We start from the raw sequence: 12,120 nt of genomic DNA, 5'->3' as shown, positions 1-12,120 counted from the left end.
GGCGCGCCACCCCGACGGGCAACGGTGGAGCCATGACCGAACCGTACCCGTACCTGTATCCGCAGGCCGGGGTGCAGACCCGCGACCGTACCCACACGCTTTTCGCCCAGACGATGCTCTTCGTCGCGGGCACGGCGGCGCTGTTCGCCCTCGGCGCCTATCTCGGTCGCGATTTCAGCGGCGGCGCCGGGATCCTGTTCTACATCCTCGGCTTCGCCTCGCTGATCGGCATGCAGTTCGCGGCCCGCCGCTCGCGCGAGCTGACGATCGGCCTGCTCGCCGTGTTCGGCCTGTTCATCGGCCTGGCCCTGGCGCCGACGCTGGCCTTCTACGCCGAGCAGGACCCGCAGGCGCTGTGGCAGTCGGGCGGCGCGACGGCGCTGTTCATCGCGGGCTTCGGGATCGCCGGCTACGCGACCAAGCGCGATCTCTCGGCGCTCGCCCGCATCTCGTTCTGGGCGCTGATCGGCCTGATCGCCTTCAGCATCGTGCTGATCTTCGTGAACGTCCCGAACGGCGCCCTCATCTACGCGATCCTCGGCCTGGTCATCTTCGCCGGGCTCACGATGGTCGACTTCCAGCGGCTGCGGCGCTCGACCGACATCGCCTCGGCGCCGCTGATGGCCGCGTCGATCTTCCTCGACATCCTCAATGTCTTCCTCTTCTTCCTGCAGATCTTCAGCCGCGGCGACGACCGGTGACCCTGTTCACCCCTTCGCGAAGCAACCTCACGTCACCGCGCATACGTCAGGTGCGCAGTGACGCTCGAAGGGGAGACGCATGGCCAGCCTTGCGCGTTTGTGGATCGCCGCCGTTCTGACCCTCGGGGCCTGCAGCACCGCCACCGCTACTCCCCCCGTCGTCGCACCCTCTCGAAACTTCGACAAAACGGTCGCAGCAAAGCCTCCGCCGATCAGCTATCCCGCGCACGGCCACGAGGCCTGGCTGATCGCCCCGGCCCAGAGCGACCCGCCGGCGGGCCACGACGGCCGCCTGTTCCGCTATCGGGTGGCCGTCGAGAAGGACATCAAGGGCCTCGCGCCCGCCGACTTCGCAAGAACGGTGGAGACGACGCTGGCCAACCCGCAAGGCTGGACCGCCGGCGGCCGCTTCCGCTTCCAGCGGGTCGGCCCCGGCCGGCCGTACGACTTCATCGTCTACCTCGCCACCCCCGGCACCCGCGACCGCCTCTGCGACGACAACGGCGACGGCTACACCTCCTGCCGCAACGGCAAGAGCGTCGTCCTCAACGTCGCCCGCTGGGTCAAGGGCGTCCCCGGGTTCGCCGCCGCCGGCCTCCCCGTCTACCGGCAGTACATGGTCAACCACGAGGTCGGCCACCGCCTCGGCAACGGGCACGAGCTCTGCCCCGGCCCCGGCGACCTCGCCCCCGTGATGCAGCAGCAGACGCTGGGCCTGCACGGCTGCCGGCCCAACCCGTGGCCGTACCCGGACGGGCACGCCTACCACGGCCGGTCCGGGGTGTACGACGACCACGCGCCGGCCGGGCGCTAGGGGAGCTTCGCGACCGCCGCGTAACACATCGCGTCGGCCACGCTGGCCTGTGGCGGCTTGGCCGGATCGGGCCGCCACTCGACGCTCGAGACGACGCCCGGCTCGCGCAGCTCGAGGCCCTCGACGAACCGCTCGATCTCCGCACGGGAACGCGCCTTGTAGGAGCCGTGTTTGCCGGTGGCGAGCAGGCGCCGCACCGCCTGGCGGGTCTCCTCGGGCAGCGTGTCGAAGGTGCCGTGCACGATCACCAGATAACTGCCCGGCGGGAGCAGCTCGCGCAGGCGACGGACCGACGCGTACGCCACATCGTCGTCCTCGATCAGGTGCAGCACGCTGGCCAGCAGCACCGCGACCGGCCGCCCGAGGTCGAACACCTCCTTGACCTGGTCGCCGGTGAACAGCTCGTCGACGTTCAGCAGGTCGCCGTCCTGGAACTCGGCCCGCCCCTCCGGCCGGCTCATCACGGTCCCGCGGTGGTGGACCGCCACCAGCGGATCGTTGTCGACATAGACCACCCGGCAGGACGGATCGATCCGCTGGGCGACCTCGTGCACGTTGGGCTTCATCGGCTGCCCGGCGCCGACGTCGAGAATCTGCCGGATCCCGCACTCCGCCACCAGATCGCCGACGGCGCGCATCACGACGGCCCGGCCCTCCTTGGCCGCCGCCAGCATGTTGGGCAGCACGGTCAGGACCGTCTTGGTGGACTCGCGCTCGACGCTGGTGTGGTCTTTCCCGCCGACCCACTCGTTGTAGCGACGCGAGGTGTTCAGAGCGGAGACGTCGCGCGACTCTGACATGCGGCCACTGTAGTCAGTCGAACGACATAGAGTTGCCCCGTGGACTGGTCGGCGGTCGACGTTCGCGTCCCGCATCCCTCGGCCCGGCTGCCGGGAGTCAGCATGGCCGGGTTCACCCAGCGCGCCCCCGGTTCGTTCGACATCTCGATGGTCGTGCACCCGTCGGTGACCCTGCTGATCGACCTGAGCGACGGCGAGGGCGCGATCTATGACGCGTACGGGTCGCACGAGCGCGGCAGCGTCGCGGTGGGCCTGCTGCCTCGCGATTTCCGCGCCGCCGGCCGCCAGGTCGACTGTCTGCAGATCCGCCTGTCACCGGTCGCTCTGCCCGACCTGCGCGGTTTGGTGGTCCCGCTGGCGGAGGTCTGGGACTGCAAAGATCTCGAAGACCGGCTTCGCGCCACGACGTCGTGGGATGCCCGCTTCGCGATAGCCGCCGCGGCGCTGGCCCGCCGCCTCGATGTCACCCCTTCGGTGGATCCCGAGGTGGCCCACATCTGGCGCCGGACGCGGCGGGGCCGGGGCCGGGTGCGCGTGGAGGGTCTGGCCGAGGAGGTCGGCTGGAGCCGCAAGCGGTTGTGGTCGCGCTTCCGCGCCCAGGTGGGCGTCTCCCCCAAGCGGGCGGCCGGCCTGGTGCGCTTCGACCACGCCGTTCACCTGCTGGCCGCGGGCCACCCGCCGGCCGAGGTAGCCGCCGTGGCCGGCTACGTGGACCAGTCCCACCTGCACCGCGAGGTGAGGTCCTTCGCCGGCCTGACGCCGACCGCCGTGGCCGCCGCCCCCTGGCTCGAAATCGACGACGTGGCGTGGCCCGCAAGCTGAAAAACGGAAGTAAGGACCCTGCAAATGCGGAAAACCCGCCGGCCGGGGCCGTCTCTCAGGAGGCCGCGAGGTGGTGGTCGGCGGGCGTTGTCTGCAGCAGCCACGCGAGCGGCATCTTCGCTGCCACCTCGTAGACCTTGTCGGCGCCGAGGACGTGCAGGGTCACCGTCTGGGCGGCGTCCCGCTCGACCATCCAGTAGCGCGGGATGCCGGCCTCGGCGTACTCCCGCACCTTGACCACCTCGTCGGTCGCGGCCGAGCCGGGCGAGACGATCTCGACGACCAGCAGCAGGTCGGCCAGGGCAAGCCACACGCTGCGCGGCTGCGGAGCGGACCAGAGCGTCAGATCCGGAATCCGCCCACCGTCGCCGTCCGAGCCGGGAATCCTGACGCCGACTGCCTGAAGGATCTGGTCGGCCGGCCAGCCGTCCGTCGCCAGCCACGCAACGAGGCGGCTGGCGACGACGGCATGTTCCGAGTCGGCCATCGGCGTGATCGAGAGCGTTCCGTCCGGGCTCAACTCGTATCGGCGGCCGTGCCTGTCGCCGGCATTCATCGCCGCAAGGTCGTCGAGCGTGTGGGCGGAGGCGCTCATCGCCTCAAGGTATCCCGGCGGCGGCGTCAGTCCTTGAGGAGCTGGCGTGCCATCACGATGCGCTGCACCTGATTCGTACCCTCGTAGATCTGGGTGATTTTGGCGTCGCGCATCATGCGCTCGACCGGGTAGTCGCGCGTGTACCCGTACCCCCCGAGGAGCTGGACCGCGTCGGTCGTGATCTCCATGGCGGCGTCGGAGGCGAAGCATTTCGCCGCCGCGCCGAAGTACGTCAGGTCGGCGTCGCCGCGCTCGCTCTTGCCGGCCGCTGCGTAGGTCAGCTGGCGGGCCGCCTCGAGCTTCATGCCCATGTCGGCCAGCATGAATTGGACGCCCTGGAAGTCGCCGATCGGCTTGCCGAACTGCTTGCGCTCCTTCACGTACCCGCGCGCGAAGTCCAGCGCCCCCTGGGCGATGCCGAGGGCCTGGGCCGCGATGGTCACCCGGGTGTGGTCGAGCGTCTGCATGGCCGTGGCGAAACCCGTGCCCTCCGCCCCGATCATGCGGGAGGCGGGGATGCGCACGTTGTCCATGTAGACCTCGCGGGTCGGCGACCCCTTGATCCCCAGCTTCTTCTCCGGTGCCCCGAAAGACACCCCTTCATCCGACTTTTCCACGACAAAGGCGGAAATGCCGCGCGACCGGGCAGCGGGGTCGGTGACCGCGAAGACGGTGTAGAACTCCGACACCCCGGCATTGGTGATCCACCGCTTCACGCCGTTGAGGACATAAAAATCCCCATCCCGTACGGCTCGCGTGGTCATCGAGGCCGCGTCGGAACCCGCCTCGGGCTCGGAAAGGCAGTAAGAGAACATCGCCTCCCCGGAGGCAACCTTGGGCAGGTACTGCTCTTTGAGCGCCGAGGAAGCCGACAACAGCAGCGGCATCGTCCCGAGCTTGTTGACCGCCGGGATCAGCGACGAAGAGGCACACGCCCGCGCCACCTCCTCGATCACGATCGCCGTCGCCAGCGCGTCCGCGCCGGCGCCCCCGTACTCGACGGGAATGTGCGGCGCGTGGAAGTCCGACGACCGCAGCGCGTCGTACGAAGCCTTGGGAAACTCTCCGGTCTCGTCCGCCTCGGCGGCGTTGGGCGCCACCCGCGCGTCACAGACCTCGCGCACCGCCGCGCGGATGGTCTCGTGATCCTCCGGCAGCCGGTAGACGTCGAACTCAGACATGGACGTGGCCTTTCCACGAGAGGGCGAACCAACCGCTATGTTACTGGCGCGTAGCGCTCGCCCACCAGGGGCTCGATCGTTATGCCGAGCGTGACACTTCCCCGCCTGTCGTTCCTGGGTACCGGCTATCTGGGCGCCACCTACGCCATCTGCTTCGCCGAGCTCGGCTACGAGGTGGTCGGCGTGGACGTGGACGAGACCAAGATCGACGCGCTCCGGAACGGCCGGGTGCCGTTCCACGAGCCGGGCCTGGACGATCTGCTGCGCCGCAACCTGGCGAAGGGAAGGCTGCATTTCAGCACCGGCTACGCCGACGCCGCGGACCGGGCCGACGTGCATTTCATCTGCGTGGGCACGCCGCAGCGCGCCGACGGGATGAGCGCCGATCTCACGTACGTGGAACAGGCCGTGACCAATCTCGCGCCGCTGCTGAAACGCCGCGCCTTGATCGTCGGGAAGTCCACCGTGCCGGTGGGCACGGCCTCGTGGGTGGAACAGCTGGTCGCGAAGCTCGCCGACCCCGCACTCGGCGTCGAGGTGGCCTGGTCCCCCGAGTTCCTCCAGGAGGGTTTCGCGGTCGAGGACGTGCTGCGCCCGAACCGGATCGTCGCGGGCGTGCGCTCGGAATGGGCGAACGATCTGCTCGCGGCCGCGCACAAGGGCGTCTTCGATCTGGCCGCGACCGAGGACCGCGACGTGCCGCTGGTGACGACCGACTTCGCGACGGCCGAGCTGGTGAAGGTCGCCGCCAACGCGTTCCTGGCCACGAAGATCAGCTTCATCAACGCGATGGCCGAGGTGTGCGAGGTGGCCGGCGCGGACGTCACCCAGCTGGCCCGGGCGATCGGCTACGACCCGCGGATCGGCAACAAGTTCCTGCAGGCCGGGCTGGGTTTCGGCGGTGGTTGCCTGCCCAAGGACATCCGCGCGTTCCAGGCGCGGGCGCAGGAGCTGGGCGCGGGCGAGGCGTTGCGCTTCCTGCACGAGGTCGACCTGATCAACACGCGGCGGCGGGGCCGGGTGCTCCACCTCGCGGCGGAGCTGCTCGACCGGCCGGTCGGCCCGGCCGGGCCGGACCTTTCCGGCACGAGGGTGGCCGTGCTGGGCGCGGCGTTCAAGCCCAATTCCGATGACGTACGCGACGCGCCCAGTCTCGCCGCCGCGGCAGCATTGGCCGCGGCCGGGGCGAACGTCCAGGTCTACGACCCGCAGGCGATGGAGAACGCGCGCCGGGCACAGCCCGCTCTCACCTACGCGCCGACGATGACCGCCGCGGTGAGCGGCGTCGCCCTCGTGGTGATCGCCACCGAGTGGGCGGAGTTCCGCAACGCCGACCCGACCCTGCTGGGCGAGCTGGTCGCGGCCCGCCGGGTCATCGACGGCCGGAACTGCCTGGACCCGGCCCAGTGGGCGCGCGCCGGGTGGACCTATCGGGGGATGGGTCGCCCGCCCGCGTGACAACGTCCGCGGCGTTTCGCGTCCGTTTCCATAGATCTTCGCCCCGGTGAGCCTGTTCTAATGAGGTGTCATACCGGCATGCTCTAGTTGTCCCCGGCTGGGTCTTTCGATCTGGCCAGGACTGCCGGCAGGGTCGAGGAGGTGCCGTGGCGCAGGCGGGAAAGTCCGACAGCTACGACGAGGAGCTGGCCCGGATCGAGGCCTCGATAGCGGAACTCAAGATCCGCGACATGGCCGCCGCGAAGGAGCGCACGCAGATCGCCGCCAAGATCCAGGCGGCGCAGTTCCAGCGGGACATCCTGTCGCACGCGAACCAACAGTCAAAGGCCAAAAAAGCCACCAAATCCCGACGCGTACGGCGTAAGCCCGCCGAAGAATTCGCGCCGCCGCCCGAGCCCTCGGGTCACCAGGGCGAGACCCCTCCGCCCCCGCCCTCGGGTCATCGCGGCGAGGCGCCCCCGCCGCCGCCCGGCGCCCGCCCGTCCGGGGCGCCACCTCCGCCCGGCTCGGTGCCGATGACCGAGACGCCGCCGCCTCCGCCGGGAGCCCGGCCGCCCGGTTCCTCGACCGCCCCACCCACCATGGCAACCGACCCGTCGGCCGGCACCGCGCCAACCGGCCCAGCGTCGACCGGCACCGCCTCGACCGGCCCTGCCTCGGCCAACCGGGCCTCGACCGGCACCGCCTCGACGGGCACCGCGTCGAGAGCCCGCACGCGCGGCGGCGCCACCGGCCCGCGTCCCGAGTGGGCCCCGCCGGGCTCGCCGCACACCGGGCCGCCCGGCGTCGCCACCGACGGCGTGACCGCGCTGGTCGACGACCCGCCGCCCACCGAGCGGGTCGCCCCGCCCCCGCGCCGGGCCGGGTTCACCGGCGGCGAGCAGCATCCGCCCGAGGCCTCCACCCAGTCGGTGCAGAACATCCTGCTCGCCCTCGGCGCGCTGCTCATCGGCGTGGCCGCGGTGGTCTTCGCCGGCGTCGCGGTGAGCAACCCGCTCGCCCGCGCCCTGATCCTGGCCATCTTCACCGCGATCGCGCTGGTCGCCGCGCCCGGCATCGCCCAGCGCGGCCTGAGCTCGACCGCCGAGACGATCGCCGCGGTCGGCCTCGCGCTGCTGCCGATGACGCTGTACGTGCTGCACGGCAGCAGTCTGGCCGGCGGCCCCCGCGTCTCCCTGCAGATCTATCTGGGCGTCACCTTCGCGATCACGTCCGTAGCCGCTTTCCTGTACGCCACGCGCCTGAAGCCGGTGCCGCTGCTGCTCGCGTACCCGTCGATCCAGAGCCCGGCCGGCTGGGGCATGGCCCTGACCGTGGTGGCCGTGCTCGACCTGCTGCTGCTCACCACCGTGATCCGCAGCGGCCGGCTGGTGCCGCAGTGGCCGATCGGGCGCCCGGTCGGGGCCGACCGCGAGACGCTCGCCGCGGCCGACGCCGGCGCGGCCGACTACCTGCGCCGGGGCGATCCGGCCGACCCGGGCTCGTACGCGGCGGACGCCCCGCCGCGCCCGGAGTCGATGCCCGAGGAGCCGGACCTGATCATCTCGGGGATGACCGGCCAGCGGCGCCGCTGGCTGCGTACCCGGATCTTCCCCGGCCCCCGCCCGGCCGGCGCCCCGCCCGCCGGATCGGTCCCGCTCGCGCCGCCGGCCACCCCGCCCTCGGCCGACTGGCTGCGCGAGCTCACGTTCGCGCTGCTCTGTGTGGCCAGCGCGGGCGCCCTGCTCTACTCGTCGGTGGCGCTGCTGCAGGCCCAGGTGGTGCCCGACGCGATGCGCTCGGGCCTGCTGCTGGTGCTGGCCGCGCTCACCGCCGTGGCCGCCGCGAGCCTGCTCAAAAACCTTTTGGCCCGCAACATCACCGGCGGCGTGCTCACTCTGGCCGTGATCGGCTCGGCAGCCCGGATAGCCGACGTGGTCGACCCGCGCTGGACGCTGGTCGTGGCGGCCGCCACCGTGGCGGTCACCGGCGCGGTCGTCGGCCTGCTGCCTCCGATGATCCGGGTCGGCCCGGAGATCGCGTCGGCGTGCGCCCTGGTCATCCTCGGCGTCTTCCTCACCATCGACGGCCTGCGGGCGGCGCTCGCGCCACTGTCGGCGGCCCGCCCGATCTGGCACGCCGACACGGCCGCGTACGCGCAGAAGATCGCCGACGCGGCTGGCCCGTCCGGTTGGCTGCTCGCGTTCAGCGCGTTGCTGCTCACCATCGCCGCCGCGCTGGCCCTGCCGCGCAACTGGCGGCACGAGGGCGCCGTGATCGGCGTGGCGCTGACCGCGCTGGCCGTGCCCGCCTCGCTCGGCCTGCGCTGGTCGGAGGCGCCCTGGCCGCTGGTGCTGGCGGCCATCGCGATCGGCGGCGCGGGCCTCGCGGCCGGCACCCGCCGCGTCGCCGTCACGCACGTCGCCGCGGCCGGCACGGTCGGCCTGTTCGGCGCGGGCGCCGCGCTCAGTGCCTCCTGGCTCACCGCGGCCGTGCTGACCGCGCTGGCCGGGGCCGGCGTGATGATCGCCGTGGCGGCCCGGCAGATCCCGATCCGGCTGTACGCGTGGCTGGTCGGCGACTGGGCGTCCGGCGCGGCCGCGCTCGCCCTGCCCGGCGCGGTGGTCACCGGCGCGCTCGCCGTCTCCGACAAGGGCGGCGGCCCGCCGCCCACCGAGGCGGTCACCGTGCCCGCCCTGGCCGTCGGCTTCCTGGCCGTGGCCGCGACGCTCAGCTACGCGGCCGTCTTCCAGGTCGCCCGCCGCGAGATCAGCCTGCCGCTGACCGCCGGCGCCGGCCTCGGCGCGGTCTCGCTGGCGCTGGCCGCGCTGCTCGCCCCCGGCGCGACCGCGCCCGACATCTGGGTGGGCGCGCTGCTGCTGGTCGCGGCCGGTCTGCTGTTCTTCGCCAAGTCGATCGACAACGGCCGGCGCAGCGACCGGGTGCTCGACGGCCCCGACATCGCCGCGGCCGCCGCGACGGTCGCGATCTGCGGCGCGCTGGCCCGGGTGTTCGCCCTGGCCTTCCCGGAGGCGCCGCTCGCCGTCGCCGGCGTGGTGGTGCTGATCGTCGCGCTCGGCGTGGCCGCCCTGCCCGACGACTGGCGGCGCGGCCCGGTGCGCGGTCTCGCGCTCGCCGGCGTCGTGGTCGGCGCGATCGCCGGCTGGCAGGCGCTCGCCGGCGGCGTCAAGATCCTCGGCCTGCACGGCGCGGTCTGGGCGGCCGACCTCACGCAGTACCCGACGGCCGCCCAGGCGGGCGCCTGGCAGGCGCCGTTCGCGCTGGTCGTGGTGGCCATCGCGGCCGCGTTCGCGGCGCCCCGGCCGTGGTCCTACGCGATCTCGGCGACGGCCGGCGCGCTCGCGGCGATCGGCACGCCGTTCGCGATCGGGCTGCCCTGGTGGTCGCCGCTGCTGGTCGGGGGCGCGGTCGGCGTCGCGTACGCGATGGCCGCGGTCGCCGCCGCCGACCCTCGCGCCGCCCTCTGCCGCGCCGGCGCCGCGGCCGCCGTGCTCCTGCACGCGGCCGGAGCCGGCCTCGCCCGCCCGTGGTCCACCGGCGTCGCCCTGCTGATCATCGCCGCGGTCGGCGCGCTCACCGCGGTGATGGCCCGCACCCCGGTCGCCTACACGGTCGCCCCCGAGGACGTGCCCCTCGACTCCGGCGGCTTCTGGTCACCGGTCATCACCGAGGCCGACCTGGCCCGCGACGACACGGGCATGCCCCGGCACCGCGCCCAGATCGGCGGCGCCGCCACCGGCTCGATGCTGCTCGTGCTGCCCGGCATCTTCGCCGCGCTCGCCGCCGAGCAGGGCAACGGCGCCCAGGTCGTGCTGACCGCGGCGCTGGCCGCCTCGAGCCTCAGCCTCGCCCTGCTCGCGCTGATCGGCCGCTGGATTCCGCAGTACCTGCCCTGGGCCACCGTCGGCCTGGTCCTCGGCGCGACCATCACCGCGTTCGCGTCGATCCCCACCGACTACTCGACCGCGCTCTACGCCGCCGCCGCGGCCCTGCTAGGCGTCCTGGCCGAGCTGCTGCGCGGCGCGATCCCCGCGCCCGGCCTCACCGTCGCGCGCACCCGGTCGTGGTCGGGCTCGCGCTACACGGCCCGCTGGACCAGCCTGCGCCCGAGCGGCCTCAGCAACCGCTGGCTGGTCGACCCGGCCACCAGCGCCGTGGTGCTGGCCCTGGTCCCGACGGTGCTGGCGATCTTCTCGATCACGCCCGCCCTCCGGGCCGCGCTGGTCGACCCGCTGCAGCAGATGCGCCACATCTGGGAAGGCCCGATCCCGGCGCTGTCCCAGCCCGCGTCCGGCTACGTCGACGCCACCAGCGTCCTGGCGATCGTCCTGCTCACCGGCGCCGCCGCGCTGGCCGCGATCGGCTTCGGCGGCAAGACGTCCGAGGCCGTACCGGTCATCCTTCCCGGCGTGGCGATCACCATCCTGATCGCCCCGATCGCGCTGCACGCGCCCTTCCCCGCGGCCACCACCGCCGGCCTGGTCGTCTTCACGATCGTCATGCTCGGCCTGGCCCTCACCCCGCCCCCCGCGGGCGGGCACGCCGGCCTGCTGCGCACCACCCGCACGATCGTCTTCGTGGTCGGCCTGCTCGCGGGCAACGCCGGCCTGGCCGGCAGTCTCGCCCGCCAGGACCTCACCCTCTTCACGCTGGGCTCGGCCGTGGGCGTCGGCCTGGTCGCCGCCCTGGCCGGCCGCACCCAGACGGCCCGCATCCTGGGCTGGCTGTTCGCCGCCGTGATGGCCCAGCTGTTCGTCCTGGCCGCCGCCATCGCCGGCGGGGTGGCCCGCGAGTGGGCCGCCTTCGGCGTCCTCGGCGTCGGGGCCGGCCTGCTGATCATCGAGGCCACAGTCCCCCGCCTGGGCCTCCCCCAGTACCGATCCGAGGCCACCACGGTCGAATGGGCCGGCTACACCTCCGCGGTGCTGGCCGGCGCGCTGGCCTTCGACTCACCCGCCCACCTGGCCGCCTTGCTGGCCGCGTGGGGCGCCGTTCTCGGCCTGGCCGCCTCCCGGACGGGCCGCTCCCCCAGCCAGCGCCGTCTGCTGTTCTGGCTGGCCGTAGGCTTCGAGATCGTCGGCTGGTGGCTGTTCATCGCGCTCGCCGATGTAGCGCTCCCCGAGGCGTACACGCTGCCCTTCGCCGCCCTGGCCCTGGCCGTGGGCGTGGTCGAGTCCCGCACCCGCACCGACCTGAGCAGCTGGGCCGCCTACGGCCCGGCGCTGCTGGCCGCTTTCGTCCCCACAATCGGCATAGTGCTGGCCGGCAACGGCGGCGAACTGCGCGAGGTCCTCCTCCTGCTGGCCGCCGTAGCCACGCTGATCGTCGGCTCGATCTACCGCCAGCAGGCCCCCGTGGTCGTAGGCGCCGTAGCCACAGCCTTCGCCGCGATCCACTTCGCGGTCACCCTGGTCGGCCCGTGGCTGGTCCTGCTGCCCCTCGGCATAGTCCTGCTGATCTTCGGAGCCACGAACGAAAACCGCCGGCGCACCCGAGAGGGCCTACGAGACGCCTTGGTAAAGATGCGCTGAAACGGGCCCAGCCGAGCCCGCCGCCCGCCGCCCGCCGCCCGCCGCCCGCCGCCCGCCGAAGGCTCAACCCGCGGCGCAGCGCCCACTCACGCCCGCCCACACCCGCGCCCGACGCACGCACGCCACCCGAAATATCGTCATTTTTCCGGTAGTGGCTCGTGGCCAGTGGCGCAGGTTGATGAGTTCCCGCGCGCCACGAACGGCATTTCATCAAGATC

The 12,120-nt window shown here is 72.8% G+C and carries 8 protein-coding genes; 5 read left to right on the top strand and 3 right to left on the bottom strand.

From position 1 onward, the window contains the following. The first annotated feature begins 32 nt into the window (after positions 1–32). Positions 33–701: a Bax inhibitor-1/YccA family protein gene (locus ACQPZX_RS04990; protein ID WP_433374953.1), complete on the top strand. Its 669-nt coding sequence runs from the start codon at positions 33–35 to the stop codon at positions 699–701. Positions 702–780: 79 nt separating this feature from the next. Continuing rightward, a complete protein-coding gene (locus ACQPZX_RS04985; protein WP_433374950.1) occupies positions 781–1,515 on the top strand; it encodes a DUF3152 domain-containing protein in 735 nt (244 codons plus the stop codon). On the opposite strand, the gene ACQPZX_RS04980 is transcribed toward ACQPZX_RS04985, so the two are convergent. Further along, a complete protein-coding gene (locus tag ACQPZX_RS04980) occupies positions 1,512–2,315 on the bottom strand; it encodes an SAM-dependent methyltransferase (protein ID WP_433374948.1) in 804 nt (267 codons plus the stop codon). The genes ACQPZX_RS04985 and ACQPZX_RS04980 overlap by 4 nt on opposite strands. Positions 2,316–2,354: 39 nt before the next feature. Between ACQPZX_RS04980 and ACQPZX_RS04975 the strand changes: the two genes are divergently transcribed. Next, positions 2,355–3,137 carry a helix-turn-helix domain-containing protein gene (locus ACQPZX_RS04975; RefSeq protein ID WP_433374946.1) on the top strand — a complete coding sequence of 261 codons (783 nt, stop codon included), beginning with the start codon at positions 2,355–2,357 and terminating at the stop codon, positions 3,135–3,137. Positions 3,138–3,192: 55 nt separating this feature from the next. Here ACQPZX_RS04975 and ACQPZX_RS04970 read toward each other — a convergent pair whose 3' ends face one another. Beyond that, the gene (locus ACQPZX_RS04970; protein ID WP_433374942.1) at positions 3,193–3,732 is read right to left on the bottom strand and encodes a Uma2 family endonuclease; all 540 of its coding nucleotides are present in this window, start codon (positions 3,730–3,732) and stop codon (positions 3,193–3,195) included. Between the two features lie 26 nt (positions 3,733–3,758). Further along, positions 3,759–4,913, bottom strand: a complete 1,155-nt coding sequence (locus ACQPZX_RS04965; protein ID WP_433374939.1) for an acyl-CoA dehydrogenase family protein — start codon at positions 4,911–4,913, stop codon at positions 3,759–3,761. Between the two features lie 90 nt (positions 4,914–5,003). On the opposite strand from ACQPZX_RS04965, the gene ACQPZX_RS04960 reads away from it, so the two are divergent. Both ACQPZX_RS04960 and ACQPZX_RS04955 read left to right on the top strand, forming a co-directional pair. Next, positions 5,004–6,371 carry a UDP-glucose dehydrogenase family protein gene (locus ACQPZX_RS04960; RefSeq protein WP_433374936.1) on the top strand — a complete coding sequence of 456 codons (1,368 nt, stop codon included), beginning with the start codon at positions 5,004–5,006 and terminating at the stop codon, positions 6,369–6,371. Between the two features lie 146 nt (positions 6,372–6,517). Continuing rightward, positions 6,518–11,902, top strand: a complete 5,385-nt coding sequence (locus ACQPZX_RS04955; protein ID WP_433374933.1) for an SCO7613 C-terminal domain-containing membrane protein — start codon at positions 6,518–6,520, stop codon at positions 11,900–11,902. Positions 11,903–12,120: the final 218 nt, after the last annotated feature.

Origin of the sequence: Actinoplanes sp. CA-142083 (genome assembly GCF_050942195.1) — a bacterium.
In the GTDB taxonomy this organism is placed as follows: domain Bacteria; phylum Actinomycetota; class Actinomycetes; order Mycobacteriales; family Micromonosporaceae; genus Actinoplanes.
The sequence above is the reverse complement of the archived record's forward strand: the minus strand, read 5'-3'. Positions and strand labels throughout refer to the sequence as shown.

What these genes read in the sequence shown, in the direction of transcription:
- ACQPZX_RS04990 (WP_433374953.1), top strand. Translation starts at nt 33, where the DNA reads ATGACCGAACCGTACCCGTACCTGTATCCGCAGGCCGGGGTGCAGACC.
- ACQPZX_RS04985 (WP_433374950.1), top strand. Translation starts at nt 781, where the DNA reads ATGGCCAGCCTTGCGCGTTTGTGGATCGCCGCCGTTCTGACCCTCGGG.
- ACQPZX_RS04980 (WP_433374948.1), bottom strand. Translation starts at nt 2,315, where the DNA reads ATGTCAGAGTCGCGCGACGTCTCCGCTCTGAACACCTCGCGTCGCTAC.
- ACQPZX_RS04970 (WP_433374942.1), bottom strand. Translation starts at nt 3,732, where the DNA reads ATGAGCGCCTCCGCCCACACGCTCGACGACCTTGCGGCGATGAATGCC.
- ACQPZX_RS04965 (WP_433374939.1), bottom strand. Translation starts at nt 4,913, where the DNA reads ATGTCTGAGTTCGACGTCTACCGGCTGCCGGAGGATCACGAGACCATC.